This is a genomic window from Kitasatospora sp. NPDC030952 (assembly GCF_055571335.1).
Map to the genome: position 1 here is coordinate 77,686 of NZ_JBVIFM010000029.1, position 13,105 is coordinate 90,790.

General features: G+C 75.3%; 10 protein-coding genes. 6 read left to right on the forward strand and 4 right to left on the reverse strand.

Annotated elements, in window-relative coordinates:
- Both treY and glgX read right to left on the reverse strand, forming a co-directional pair.
- Complete coding sequence (treY, locus tag ACZ47G_RS34705; protein WP_465749669.1) at positions 1–2,499, reverse strand: malto-oligosyltrehalose synthase; 2,499 nt, start codon at positions 2,497–2,499, stop codon at positions 1–3.
- Between the two features lie 72 nt (positions 2,500–2,571).
- Positions 2,572–4,686, reverse strand: a complete 2,115-nt coding sequence (gene glgX, locus ACZ47G_RS34710; protein ID WP_465749671.1) for a glycogen debranching protein GlgX — start codon at positions 4,684–4,686, stop codon at positions 2,572–2,574.
- Positions 4,687–5,131: 445 nt separating this feature from the next.
- On the opposite strand from glgX, the gene ACZ47G_RS34715 reads away from it, so the two are divergent.
- From ACZ47G_RS34715 to ACZ47G_RS34740, 6 genes are all read left to right on the forward strand, one after another.
- Positions 5,132–6,409 (forward strand): SAV2148 family HEPN domain-containing protein, encoded by a 1,278-nt coding sequence (locus ACZ47G_RS34715; RefSeq protein WP_465749673.1) that lies wholly within the window; start codon positions 5,132–5,134, stop codon positions 6,407–6,409.
- Between the two features lie 52 nt (positions 6,410–6,461).
- The gene (locus ACZ47G_RS34720) at positions 6,462–6,926 is read left to right on the forward strand and encodes a GNAT family N-acetyltransferase (RefSeq protein WP_465749717.1); all 465 of its coding nucleotides are present in this window, start codon (positions 6,462–6,464) and stop codon (positions 6,924–6,926) included.
- A gap of 154 nt (positions 6,927–7,080) precedes the next feature.
- Positions 7,081–7,833 carry an ABC transporter ATP-binding protein gene (locus ACZ47G_RS34725; protein ID WP_465749719.1) on the forward strand — a complete coding sequence of 251 codons (753 nt, stop codon included), beginning with the start codon at positions 7,081–7,083 and terminating at the stop codon, positions 7,831–7,833.
- Positions 7,830–9,776 carry an ABC transporter permease gene (locus ACZ47G_RS34730; RefSeq protein WP_465749675.1) on the forward strand — a complete coding sequence of 649 codons (1,947 nt, stop codon included), beginning with the start codon at positions 7,830–7,832 and terminating at the stop codon, positions 9,774–9,776. The genes ACZ47G_RS34725 and ACZ47G_RS34730 overlap by 4 nt, the downstream gene beginning before the upstream one ends.
- 149 nt (positions 9,777–9,925) lie before the next feature.
- Positions 9,926–10,645: an exonuclease domain-containing protein gene (locus tag ACZ47G_RS34735; RefSeq protein WP_465749677.1), complete on the forward strand. Its 720-nt coding sequence runs from the start codon at positions 9,926–9,928 to the stop codon at positions 10,643–10,645.
- Complete coding sequence (locus ACZ47G_RS34740; protein ID WP_465749679.1) at positions 10,642–11,139, forward strand: GNAT family N-acetyltransferase; 498 nt, start codon at positions 10,642–10,644, stop codon at positions 11,137–11,139. Before ACZ47G_RS34735 ends, ACZ47G_RS34740 begins: the two co-directional genes overlap by 4 nt.
- Positions 11,140–11,205: 66 nt before the next feature.
- Here ACZ47G_RS34740 and ACZ47G_RS34745 read toward each other — a convergent pair whose 3' ends face one another.
- Together ACZ47G_RS34745 and ACZ47G_RS34750 are read right to left on the reverse strand one after the other, a co-directional pair.
- Complete coding sequence (locus ACZ47G_RS34745) at positions 11,206–12,009, reverse strand: hypothetical protein (RefSeq protein ID WP_465749681.1); 804 nt, start codon at positions 12,007–12,009, stop codon at positions 11,206–11,208.
- Positions 12,010–12,061: 52 nt separating this feature from the next.
- Positions 12,062–13,096, reverse strand: coding sequence for a polysaccharide deacetylase family protein (locus ACZ47G_RS34750; RefSeq protein WP_465749683.1), 1,035 nt, complete (start codon positions 13,094–13,096; stop codon positions 12,062–12,064).
- Between the last annotated feature and the right edge of the window lie 9 nt (positions 13,097–13,105).

Below are 13,105 nucleotides of genomic sequence, written 5' to 3' on the forward strand. Positions count from 1 at the left end.
TCAACCCCTCCTCGTCAGCAGTGCCACCGGGTACGTCGCCAGCAGCTCCGCCACCGGCACCGGGCCCGCCGGGAAGGTGCGCAGCGACAGCCGGTCCGTCCAGGGGCCGCCGGCCGGCAGGTCCAGCACGGTGTCCCGCCAGCCGCCGGCCTTGGCCAGCCCGTACGGCAGCCGGGTGACGGCGGTGACCACGTCCTCCCCCCGGGCGAAGGCCAGCAGGTGGTCACCGGCGAGGTCCACGGCGGCCAGCGGCCGGTAGGCGCCGAGCGGGCCGGAGCGGCGCAGGTGCAGGGCGGTGGCGGTCAGGTGGAGCTTCTCCCGGGCGAGGTCGCCGGGGCGCGCGGTGGCCGCGTCGGTGAGCCGGACGGCGAGCGCGCCGAAGTCGACCACGCCCCGGTTGTCCGGGTCCACCAGGGTGTACAGCGGCTCCTCGCTGCCCTGGTAGAGGTCGGGCACGCCCGGGACGGTCAGGTGCAGCAGCGCGGCGGCCAGGGTGTTGGAGCGGGCGTACGGGGCGAGCGCGTGCACCAGGCCCTCGATCCGGGGGAGCAGCCCGGCGTTGCCGAAGACGGCGCGGGCCCGCTGCTCCAGGGCCTGCTCGTACCGGGCGTCGGGGGCGGTCCAGGAGGTGTGCAGCTTGGCCTCGCGGACGGCCTTGAGCAGGGCGGCGACCAGCCGGTCGGGGCCGATCGGCCAGCCGGCGACCAGGGTGTGCCAGAGCAGCCAGTCGGCGTCCCGGTCGAGGCCGGGGGCGGGCGGCCCGGCGGCCGCGGACCAGGCGGCGGCCTCGGCGGCCCAGGCCTCCGGCTGCTCGGCGAGGACGGCGAGCCGGGCCCGGGCGTCGGCGCTGCGCTTGGTGTCGTGGGTCGAGAGCACCGTCATGCTGTGCGGCCAGCTGCGCTCCAGGTGGCGGCACCAGTCGTGGAACTCGGCCGGGGGCAGTCCGGGCCGGCCCGGCTCGCCGCCGACCTCGTTGAGGCCGGGCAGCGCGTTCCAGCGGTAGAAGGCGGTGTCCTCGACGCCCTTGGCGGCCACCGCGGCGGCGGTCTGGGCGAACCGGGCGCAGAACTCGTCCCGGTCGGTGCCGGGCCCCAGCTCGCCGAGGGCGAGGGCGGCGACCAGGCGTTCGGTCGGATCCTCGAAATCCGCCCCCAGCACCCCGCCGAAGTCGAGCGCCGCCTCCCCGGGCCGCGCGTACGGCCGGTACACCGGGTAGTCGGTGAGCAGCCGGCGCAGCGCCGCGCGCAGCTGCCAGGGCGCGTGGTCGGCGTGCGCGGGGTCGGCGGCGCCGATCCGCAGCGCGATCCGGACCAGCCGTTCGATCTCGGCGGCCAGCTCGCCCCCGGGCCCGGTCATGTCGGCCCGGCCGCGCCGGGCGGCGGCCACCGCCGGGTGCGGGTCGGCGCAGAGCCCGGCGGCGGGCCCGCCGTGCCGGAAGGCCTCGTACGCCCCGGCGAGTCGGCAGGCGCCCGCGTGGTCGGTGAGCACGCCGTCGATCCGGCGCAGCGCGTCGTAGCCGGTGGTGCCGGCCACCGGCCAGTCCTCGGGCAGCCGCTCAGCGCCGGTGAGGATCTTCTCGACCACCGTGTAGGCGCCGCCGGTGGCGTCGGCCAGGCGGCGCAGGTAGCCGCGCGGGTCGGCGAGCCCGTCCGGGTGGTCGATCCGGAATCCGTCCAGGACGCCGTCGGCGTGCAGTCGCAGCAGTACGGCGTGGGTGGCGGCGAAGACCTCCGGGTCCTCGACCCGGACGGCGATCAGCTCGTTGACGGTGAAGAACCGCCGGTAGTTGAGCTCGGTGCGGGCCAGCCGCCACCAGGCCAGCCGGTACCACTGCCGGGCGAGCAGGTCGGCGAGCGGGAGCCCGGCCGTCCCGGGGCGCAGCGGCAGCTCGTGCCGGTGGTAGCGCAGCACCTCGCCGTCCACCACCAGCTGGTCGAGGACGGCGCCGAGCCGGTCGCCGAGCAGCGGCAGCAGCACCCGCCCGCGCCCGGGGGCGTCGGCGGGGCCGGGCTGCGCCGTCCAGTCGATGTCGAACCAGCGCGCGTACGGGGAGTCGGGCCCGTCCCGCAGCACCTGCCAGAGCGGCCGGTTGAGCCGCTCGGGGACGGGCACGGCCATGTGGTTGGGCACCACGTCGGCGATGAGTCGCAGGCCGTGCCGGTGGGCCTCGGCGGCCAGGGCGCGCAGGGCGCTCTCGCCGCCGAGCTGCTCGCTGATCCGGGTGTGGTCGACGGTGTCGTAGCCGTGGGTGGAGCCGGGGGCGGCCTCCAGCAGCGGGGAGAGGTGCAGGTGGGAGACGCCGAGGGCGGCCAGGTAGGGGACGGCGGCGGTGGCGTGGTGGAGGGTGAAGCCGGGCTGGAGCTGGAGGCGGTAGCTGGCGGTGGGGTGGGTGGCGGTGGCGGTGGCGTGGGTGGCGGTGGGGTGGGTGGCGGTGGGGTGGGTAGCGGTGGGGTGGGTAGCGGCCGGGCGGGGCTGCGCGGGCTCGGCGGCGGAGGTCATAGGTCCATAGGTACCCGGCCCGGCCCGCCGCCAAGACCCGCTGCTGATCCGAACAGGTGAGCGCCCGGGGGATCAGGCGGGTCGCTGCAGCACCAGCAGCGAGCGGTCGGTGAGCCACAGCGCGTCCCCGGCCTTGACCCGGGCGCCGGTGCCGGGGGCGGGCAGCCGGGGCTGGGCGGTGTCGACCACGACCTGCCACTCCTGCCCGTGGTCGGCGGGCACGGTGAACTCCAGCGGTTCGAAGTGGGCGTTGAACATCAGCAGGAAGGAGTCGTCGACGATCCGCCCGCCGCGCCGGTCCGGTTCGGAGATGGCGTAGCCGTTGAGGAAGACGGTCAGCGACTTGGCGTAGCTGGCGCCCCAGTTGCGCTTGGTCATCTCCTCCCCGGCGGGGGTGAACCAGGCGATGTCGGTGAGGTCGTCGTAGCCGCTCACCGCCCGCCCGTGGAAGAACCGCCGGCGCCGGAACACCGGGTGGTCGCGGCGCAGCCAGATCATCCCCTGGGTGAACTCCAGCAGCCGGGCGGCCGGCCCGTCGCCGTCGGGCCAGTGCACCCAGGACAGCTCGTTGTCCTGGCAGTAGGTGTTGTTGTTGCCGAGCTGGGTGCGGCCGAGCTCGTCGCCGTGGGAGAGCATCGGCACGCCCTGGGAGAGCATCAGGGTGGCGATGAAGTTGCGCTGCTGGCGGGCGCGCAGCTCCTCGACGGCCGGGTCGGTGGTGGGGCCCTCGACGCCGCAGTTCCAGGAGCGGTTGAAGGACTCGCCGTCCCGGTTGTCCTCGCCGTTGGCCTCGTTGTGCTTGTCGTTGTAGGAGACCAGGTCGCGCAGGGTGAAGCCGTCGTGGCAGGTCACGAAGTTGATGGAGGCGATGGGGCGGCGGCCGTCGTCCTGGTAGAGGTCGGAGGAGCCGGTGAGCCGGGAGCCGAACTCGGCGAGGGTGGCGTTCTCGCCGCGCCACAGGTCGCGCACGGTGTCCCGGTACATGCCGTTCCACTCCGTCCACAGCGGCGGGAAGTTGCCGACCTGGTAGCCGCCCTCGCCGAGGTCCCAGGGCTCGGCGATCAGCTTGGCCTGGGAGACCACCGGGTCCTGCTGGACCAGGTCGAAGAACGAGGACAGCCGGTCGACCTCGTGGAACTGCCGGGCCAGGGTGGCGGCGAGGTCGAAGCGGAAGCCGTCCACGTGCATCTCGGTGACCCAGTAGCGCAGCGAGTCCATGATCAGCTGGAGCACGTGGGGGCTGCGCATCAGCAGGCTGTTGCCGGTGCCGGTGGTGTCCTCGTAGAAGCGCTGGTCCTTGGCGAGGCGGTAGTAGGAGACGTTGTCCAGGCCGCGCAGCGACAGCGTCGGCCCGAGGTGGTTGCCCTCGGCGGTGTGGTTGTAGACGACGTCCAGGATCACCTCGATCCCGGCCGCGTGCAGCGCCTTCACCATGGACTTGAACTCCTGCACCTGCTGGCCGCGGTCGCCGGTGGAGGAGTAGGAGGAGTGCGGGGCGAAGAAGCCGATGGTGTTGTAGCCCCAGTAGTTGGCCAGGCCGAGGTCGCGCAGCCGGTGGTCGCGGACGAACTGGTGCACCGGCATCAGCTCGATCGCGGTGACGCCGAGCTTGGCCAGGTGCTCGATCACCGCCGGGTGGGCCAGCGCCGCGTAGCTGCCGCGGATCTCCTCGGGGATGCCGGGGTGCAGCCGGGTGAGGCCCTTGACGTGTGCCTCGTAGATGACGGTGCGGTGGTAGTCGGTGCGCGGCGGGCGGTCGGTGCCCCAGTCGAAGTACGGGTTGATCACCACCGAGTGCATGGTGTGCGGGGCGGAGTCGAGGTCGTTGCGGCGCTCGGGGGCGCCGAAGTGGTAGCCGTAGACGGACTCGTCCCAGTCGATGTGGCCGCTCATCGCCTTGGCGTACGGGTCCAGCAGCAGTTTGGCGCTGTTGTGCCGCTGGCCCAGGCCCGGGTTGTGCGGGCCGTGCACCCGGAAGCCGTAGCGCCGGCCGGGCTGGACGCCGGGGAGGTAGGCGTGCCGGACGAAGGCGTCCGTCTCGCGCAGTTCGACGGCGGTCTCCGAGCCGTCCTCGTCGATCAGGCACAGCTCGATCCGGTCGGCACTCTCCGAGAACACCGCGAAGTTGGTACCGGCCCCGTCGTAGGTGGCGCCGAGGGGGTAGGGCTTTCCGGGCCAGACCTGCATGAGTCCTCAACTTCCTTGTGACATACGGAAACTGACGTCTAGTCCGACAAGTAGTCCGACAACCTGCCCGGACCCGGACGCTCTCTTCCCGGCCGGGCGGCCGGGCATGTGCGGCGCCCGCGCGCCGTGACGCACGGCACAGCCCGCACACTCCCGGAGATACTCCCCGAGCCCTTCCCCGACGGCCGGGAGGTACCGCCGGGGTTGGTCCGAACGGGTGTCCGGCGGGCATTCGTGTGAAGAGTGGGGTCGGGGCCCGTCCGGCGGGGCAGCGGTGCGCGCGAGCCGGGCCGGTGGTGCGCGGGAGCCCGTCGGCCATCCGGCTGCGGGCGGCTCGCGGCGGGCAGTACCCTTGATCGTCCGGCCGCCCCGGCCGACCGGTGCTAGTCAACGGCCCGTCAATGGTCCCCGCGCCCGCGGGGGTCAGCCGCAGATGAGGTGGCGCATGGTGTTCCCCGCTGGCGGCGGCCGTGGCTCCGGGCCCGACGGCCCCGACCGGGGCGGTGCCCGCAGCGAGGCGCCCACGGTGGTCATGCGCCCCACCATGACCGGCCGCGCGCTCGTCCCGGCCCAGGGCGGCCCGGTGGAGGTCCCCGCGCTCGCCTGGTCGGCCGGCGAGTGGGAGGACGCCTACCAGCGGGTCCGGCTGTCCGGCCGCGCGTACGTCTGGCTCAACCTGGTCGAGCAGCGGCTGCGCTCCCTGGTCGACGAGGTGCTGCACCCCATCTACGCCCCCGCCCACGGCGAGGACTGGGTCACCGCCGCCGCCGGTCCGGCCGGCGAGGAGTGGGCCCACCGGGCCGGCGCCGTGCGCGAGGTCAGCCGCCGCAAGGGCTACCTCCTCGACCCGGCCGACGACGACCCGCTGGTCTTCCTCACCCTGCCCCAGCTGCGCGAACTGATGGTCCAGCACTGGCCCTGCTTCGAACCCTTCCTCGCCGACCGGCGCGAGATCGAACTCGCCCTGGACGAGCTGGAGGTGGCCCGGCACGTGGTCTCCCGCAACCGGGTGCTCACCCAGACCGTGCTGGCCCAGACCGAACGCGCCGCCGCCCGGCTGCTCGCCGTCCTGGACGGCGGCGCGGGCGGGGTGCCCGCCGATGTGGTGGAGTCGCTGGTCGCCGGACGCTACGCGGACGTGGTCGCGGTGCACGCCGACCGGGTCCGGCTGCAGCGCGACCTGCCGGTGGAGGACCTGCTGGACGGCGCCCGGCGCCTGGACGCGCTCGGCATCGGCCTCGGCATGCTCTGCCAGAACTACACCGGCAAACGGCTGGTCCGCCTCGCCGGCGAGGGCTGCCGGGTACGGCTGCTGTTCCTCAACCCGGCGAGCAGCGCGGTGCGCCGCCGCGAACGCGAACTCGGCCTCTCGCGCGGCGAGTTGTCCCGGTCGATCGAGATGAACATCATGCACGTGCGGCGGGTCCGGGCCCGGCTGCGGGACCAGGGCGGCTTCGAGATCCGGGTCTTCGACGAGACCCCGCGCTTCACCGCCTACCTGGTCGAGGGCCCCCGGCCCACCGGCCCGGTGGCCGGCCGCCGGCAGAGCCGCGACCTCGGCGTCATCCAGCCCTACCTGCGCCGCTCCCGGGGCATGGAGTCCCCGGCACTCATCCTGCGCGGCGGCGCCGGCCAGCAGCCGGGCGGCACCGAGCCGGGGCTGCTGGAGGTGTACCGGGAGGAGTTCGAGGGGGTCTGGGCGGACGCCCGGAACGTCTCCTGACAGTCCGCACCATGAGATAACCGCTGGTGGAGGCCGTGCGGGTGCTGGAACACTGCGCACCGTGAACAGCCTCCCCGCCTGGACCCTGGAACCCGCCGGCCCCAAGGACCTCGAACCCATCGTCGAGCTCAAGGCCCAGGTCATGCGCACCGACCTGGAACGCCTCGGACGCTGGGACCCGGACCGCTCCCGGGACCGCGTGCGGAAGTCCTTCTCCACCCGGCACACGTCCGTGCTGCGGGTCGAAGGAGCCTTCGCGGGCTCGGTGACGATCCGACCCGACGAGCGCGGCGGCCGCCACCTGGAGCTGTTCTACCTCGCCCCGCACCTCCAGGGCCGCGGCCTCGGCTCCGCCGTCCTGCGCCACCTCCTCGCCGAGGCGGACGCGGCGGGCGAACCGGTCCGCCTGGTCGTCCTCCGGGGCAGCGCCGCCCAGCGGCTGTACGAGCGGCACGGCTTCACGATCGTCCACGAGGACCCGATCGACGTCTTCATGGTCCGGGAGCCGGCCCGGTGACCCCCGCCGAAGCCCGCCGGAGCCGGGAGCAGCTGGACGAGGACGTCCGCGCCGAGGCCCGGCGGCTGACGCAGGCTCATCACGTGGAGTAACGATTCTCCCAAAACACCTGGTCGACGCGGTCATGGCCGTGGTAGGTGTAGGCCCCGTGAAGATCACGGGGGATGACGGGGCCGTACTGCGCCTCGAAGACGTACACCGCACCTACGGCACCGGCCCGGAGGCCGTGCGGGCGCTCAGGGGGGTGGACGTCACCTTCGAGCGGGGCACCTTCACCGCCGTGATGGGCCCCTCCGGCTCCGGCAAGAGCACCCTGCTGCAGTGCGGCGCCGGCCTCGACCGCCCCGACAGCGGCCGGGTCGTCCTGGACGGCACCGACCTCGCCGGGCTGACCGAGACCCAGCTGACCGTCCTGCGCCGGCAGCGACTCGGCTTCGTCTTCCAGGCGTTCAACCTGGTCGGCTCGCTCACCGCCGAGCAGAACGTCGGCCTGCCGCTGCGCCTGGCCGGGCGCCGGCCGGACCGTGCCGAGGTCCACCGCGCGCTCGCCCAGGTCGGTCTCGGCGAGCGCACCGGCCACCTGCCGTCCCAGCTCTCCGGCGGCCAGCAGCAGCGCGTCGCCATCGCCCGCGCCCTGATCACCCGGCCCCGGGTGCTGTTCGCCGACGAGCCGACCGGCGCCCTGGACAGCTCCAGCAGCCGCGACGTGCTCGCCCTGCTGCGCGAACTGGTCGACCGCGAGGGCCAGAGTACCGTCATGGTCACCCACGACCCGGTCGCCGCCTCCTGCGCCGACCGGGTGCTCTTCCTCGCCGACGGCCGGATCGTCGACGACCTGACCAGCCCGAGCGCCCAGCGGATCGCCGAGCGGATGACCGCCCTGGAGACGGCGGGGACGCCGGCATGACGCCCTTCGGCACCCTGCTGCCCGTCGCCGCCGCGAGCCTGCGCCGCCGCAAGGCCGCCTTCGCCGGCTCCTACGTCGCCCTCACCCTCGGCGTCACCCTGGTCGCCACCACCGGCACCCTGCTGGGCGACACCGCCGGGGACGACTCCCCGCTCGGCGCCCCCTCGCTGCACAAGGTGCTCCAGTTCACCTCGGCGATGGCCGCGTTCGTCGCCGTCTTCGTCGTCGCCGGCACCTTCGCCTTCGCCGTCGCCCAGCGCCGCCAGGAGATCGCGATGCTGCGCGCCGTCGGCGCCACGCCCCGCCAGATCGTCTGGCTGATCACCGGCGAGGCCGCCGTCGTCGCCCTGGCCTCCGCCGTCAGCGGCTGCCTGCTCTCGCTGCCCGGCGCGCCCGCGCTGGCCGCCTGGCTGGTCGCCCGCGGCGCCGCCCCCGAGGGGTTCAGCGCCCGGCCCGCCGTCGGGCCGATGCTGCTGGCCGCCGCCGTCGGCCTGCTGGTCGCCCTGCTCGGCGCGGTCACCGCGGCCGTCCGGGCCGGGCGGGTGCGGGCCGTCGAGGCGCTCGGTGACGCCGCCGTCGACCGTACGGTGATGACCAAGCCGCGCTGGGCCTTCGCCCTGCTCTCGCTGCTCGCCCTGGCCGGCGCCGCCGCCTACTACCTGTCCGCGGCCACCATGCCGCCCGCCCCCGGCGACCAGCCGGACGACCCCCAACTCGCCTCCCAGTGGGTGCTCGGCGCCGACCTGATCACCATCACCACGCTCGCCCTGTTCGCGCCCGTGGTCGTCCCCGCCCTGGTCCGGCTGCTCAGCGCCCCGCTGGCCCGGCTCACCGCCGCCGCCCCGCTGCTCGCCCGGCAGAACGCGCTCACCGCGGTGCGCCGCACCGTCTCCACCGCCATCCCGGCCTTCCTCACCATCGCGCTCGCCGGCACCGTGGTCGGCTCCACCGCCGCCTTCGCCGACGCCATGACCGCCCAGGCCAGGGCCACCGCCGCCGCCCGGTACGTGCTGCGCCCCGGCGGCCGGCCGCTGCCCGCCGACGCCGCCCACCGGCTCACCGCCGCCCAGCCCGGTCTGCGCGCCACCGCCACCACCGCCACCGTGGTCACCGGCCTCGGCGCCGACCGGCCCGCCTTCGACGACCACGGCGAGGACTCGCCCGCCACCGTGCCGTCCGCCGCCACCGTCGTCGACGGCGACCTCGCCACCGCCTGGACCCTGCCCGCCGTCCAGGGCAGCGCCGCCGACCTGCACGGCGCCACCCTCGCCGCCTCCACCGACCAGGCCCGCGGCCACGGCTGGAAGCTCGGCGACCAGGTGAACCTGCGCCTCGCCGACGGCACCGTCACCGGCCTGCGGCTCGCCCTGGTCTACCGCACCCAGCTCGGCCTGGACGAGGTCCTGCTCAGCGGCGAGGCCGTCGCCGGCCACCTGGGCGACGCCCGCCCCGGCGCCGTCCACCTCAGCGCCGAGCCCGCCGACCGGCTCGGCGGCGCCCTCACCGACGCCCACGACCCCGGGCCCGACCCCAACGCCCACTACGCCTGGATCGCCACCACGACGATCCTCGGCCCCGCCCTGCTCTACGCGCTGATCGCGATCGTCAACACCATGGTGATGAGCGCCGCCGACCGCCGCCGCGACTTCACCGTGCTGCGGCTGACCGGGACGGTGCGCCGCCAGGTGCTCCAGATGGTCGCCCTGGAGGCCGTCCTGGTGGTGGCCACCGCCGCCGCGCTGGCCCTCGCCGTCACCGCCCTCACCCAGTACGGCACCACCGCGCTGCTCAACCACCGCATCCTGGCCGGGCAGGCGAGCGTCGCGCTGCGGCTGCCCTGGCTGCCGCTGGGCGCGGGCGCGGCCCTGTGCCTGCTGCTCGCCGTGGCGGCCAGCGTGCTGCCCAGCCGGCTCGCGCTGGCCGGACGGCCGGGGCGGGTCTGACAATTCGCCTCGGACCAGCGGGAGTTGTCGGACACGCCGCTGACCCTGGCAGGGCGGCCGGGGCACTGACGGCCGCCCTGACGGCCGGGTTGTCGGTGGGGCGGGTGATGATAGGGGCTGTTTCGCTGGCGGACGGAAGGACAGACCTGATGACCTGGTGGCAGCAGCCACTGGTCGGCTTCGACCTGGAGACCACGGGCACCGACCCGGCCGTGGACCGCATCGTCACGGCCGCCCTCGTGGACACCGTCGGCGCCGTCCGGGTGGAGGCCGCCCACTGGCTGATCGATCCCGGAGTGCCGATCCCCGCCGAGGCGGAGGCGATCCACGGCATCGGCGACGCGGTCGCGCGCAGCAGGGGCCGGCAGCCCAAGGAGGCGGTGGAGGAGATAGCCGCCGCGCTGTGCGCGCGGATCGCGGACGGTCGGCCGGTGGTGGCGTTCAACGCGCCGTTCGACCTCTCACTGCTCGACGCCGAGCTGCGCCGCTACGGGCTGCCCACGCTCGCCGAGCGCCTCGGCGCCCCGGTCGGGCCGGTGCTGGACGCCCTGGTGATCGACCGGACCGTGGACAAGTACCGCAAGGGCTCCCGCACCCTCCAGCGGGTGTGCGAGGTGTACGGGGTGGAGCTGACGGACGCCCACGAGGCGGGCAGCGACGCACTGGCCGCCGTCCGGGTCGCCGTCGCGCTGGCCGCCCGCTACCCGGCCGAGGTCGGGGAGGTGGCCCCGGCCGAACTGCACCGGCGGCAGATCGGCTGGTACCGGGAGTGGGCCCAGGGCCTCCAGGACTGGCTGCGCCGCGGCAAGGACCCGCTCGCGGTGGTCGACCCGCGCTGGCCGTCCAGGCCGGACCCGGCGGACGGGTGACGACCGTACGCCTCGCCCGCCCCGAGGACCTGCCCGGCTTTCTCGCGCTCGCCGCCGCCGTCGAGCACTGGTTCGGCCCGATGGTGGCCGAGCCCGGCTTCCACCGCGCGGTGCGCAGGACCGCCGCCCGGGGCCTCGCCACCGTGGCGGAGGACGAGCGGGGCCCGCTCGGCGGCCTGCTGTTCGGCACCGAGCCGGGCGGGCCGCACCACCTGCACTGGCTGGTGGTCGCCGAACGCGCCCGGGGCACCGGCGTCGGCCGGGCACTGGTCGAGGACGCGCTGCGCCGCCACGTCCGTGCCCCGGCCACCGTCGAGGTGGTCACCTTCGGCCCGGACCACCCCGGGGCGGTGACCAGCGGCGCCCGGGTGTTCTACGAACGGCTGGGCTTCAGCCCGGCCGAGCCCACCGACCCCGGCCCGGAGGGCGGCTCCCGCCAGGTCTACCGGCTGCGCCTGGGCTCACCTGGCCCGGCCTCAGCTGACCTGACCTGACCTGACCTGACCCGTCCTGACGGCCCGGGGGCGCTGTCCGGACCGGCGGCATCCGGGCGGCCGGTCCTACTGGAGGTCCAGCCCCACCGGGTGCGCCACGTCCACCGGGCAGACGAACACGTGCAGTTCGCCGTGCCGCCCGACCGACAGGTCCGGGTCGTCACCGCTCTCCACGGTCAGCAGGTGCGTCATCCGCTCGCCGCAGCGGCCGCAGTCGACCGGGACCAGGTCGGTGAGGTGCCAGGACGGCCAGCCGCCCAGCTTCCAGCCGTCCGCGCGGCCGTGGTCGCGCTCGTACTCGACGCCCTGCCGCTCGGCGAACTCCGCGACGGCGCGGGCGAGTTCCCCGGGCAGTTCGTCCCGGTCGGGCAGGTCGAGGAGCTGTTCGGGACGCACCGCGCAGGGCTCGGGCAGGTACTCCTCGGCGCTGCGCAGCGGCGGCGGGGGAGTGGCCGGGGCGAGTGCGGCGGCGCGCTGCCAGTGGAGTTCGACGGCGGGGCCGTAGTAGTAGCGCTCGCCCTGGAGGTCGTCGTGGTCGTTGGGGCACCAGAGCACCTGGAGGAGGTCGGTGCCCTCCGGCCAGGGCAGGTGCGGGGCGTCCTCGGCGTGGATCAGGGCGATCGGGACGAGGGCGGTGGCCGGGGACTCCACGGGGGCGGGCCGGGGGTATCCGAAGTCGTCGTCCGGGTGGTGCGCGGTGCAGTGCGGCCAGGGGGCGCCGGCCGGCCACTCGGCCGGGCCGCCGATCCGGCTCGCCCCGGGCAGCGGCGGGCCGGGGTGGGGGTGGAGCAGGGTGGCCGGCCGCAGGTAGCCGGCGAGGCCGGGGACGGCGGCCACGAGGTCGGCGGCGCTGGGCGCGGTGGCGGTCACGGCGCCCACCCTACGGTCGCTGCCCCGGACTCCGTCGGGCGGCCCGACCGCCTCAGGAGGCAGGGAAGTCGAAGGTGTACCCCTGGGAGACCAGCCAGGGCAGCAGCTGCTTGAGCGCGGCCACGGTCTGGCTGCGGTCGCCGCCGCCGTCGTGCATCAGGATCACCCCGCCGGGCTTGAGCTGCTTCTGCACGGTGGAGACGATCGCCGGCACGCCCGGGCGGGACCAGTCGCGCGGGTCGACGGACCAGCCGAGCGAGTCCATCCCGAGGCCGGCCGCGATGTGTTCGTTGTCGGTGTTGAAGCCGCCGCCCGGGGCGCGGAACCAGTCGATCCGGGTGCCCGGCCCGCCGGCCTTGACGATCATGTCGCGGGCGGCGCCGATCTCGTACACCGCCTTGTCGTGCGGGAGCTTCTCGAACGGCTGCGGGTGGTGGACGCTGTGGTCGCAGAGCCGGTGGCCCTCGGCCAGGATCCGCTTGACCAGGGCCGGGTTGGCGGCGGCGTTCTGGCCGATCTCGCAGAAGGTGGCCTTGACGTGGTACTGGGCGAGCAGGTCGAGGACCTGCCCGGTGGCCGGGCCGGGGCCGTCGTCGAAGGTGAGCGCGACGGTGCGGCCGCCGGAGGCGGTGGAGCCGATCACCTTGGTGGCCGATCCGGGGTGGGCGGGCGGTGCGGGCGGCGCGGGCGTGCCGGTGGGCTGGGGCCAGCCGGACGCCACCGGGGCCGCCGGGGTGCGCGCCTTGGCGCCGGCCGGCGGGGCGGCGTGGTCGGAGCCGGTGCCGGTGCCGGTGCCGGTGCCCGAGCCGACGGCGTCCGAGCCGGGGGTGGGCGCGCCGGTGGCGGCACCCGCGGTCGGCTGCTGCGGGGCGGCGCTACCCGTACCGGTGCCCGACGTGGTGCTGCCGGTGGCTCCGGCGGCCCCGGTGGCGCTGGTGGAACCGCTCGGCTGGAGCGCCCCGCTGGCGGTGCCGCACGCGGCCAGCCCCAGGACGGCGGCCACCGCGACGCAGCCCGCGATCAGCCGGCGGCGACCGGTGGCCGTACGGGTCGGGTGGGAGGGGTGGCGAGGGGCGGTCCGGTGCATGGCGGCGGC

Coding starts and splice junctions, on each gene's coding strand:
- treY (WP_465749669.1), bottom strand. CDS start 2,499: ATGACCTCCGCCGCCGAGCCCGCGCAGCCCCGCCCGGCCGCTACCCAC.
- glgX (WP_465749671.1), bottom strand. CDS start 4,686: ATGCAGGTCTGGCCCGGAAAGCCCTACCCCCTCGGCGCCACCTACGAC.
- ACZ47G_RS34715 (WP_465749673.1), top strand. CDS start 5,132: ATGGTGTTCCCCGCTGGCGGCGGCCGTGGCTCCGGGCCCGACGGCCCC.
- ACZ47G_RS34730 (WP_465749675.1), top strand. CDS start 7,830: ATGACGCCCTTCGGCACCCTGCTGCCCGTCGCCGCCGCGAGCCTGCGC.
- ACZ47G_RS34735 (WP_465749677.1), top strand. CDS start 9,926: ATGACCTGGTGGCAGCAGCCACTGGTCGGCTTCGACCTGGAGACCACG.
- ACZ47G_RS34750 (WP_465749683.1), bottom strand. CDS start 13,096: ATGCACCGGACCGCCCCTCGCCACCCCTCCCACCCGACCCGTACGGCC.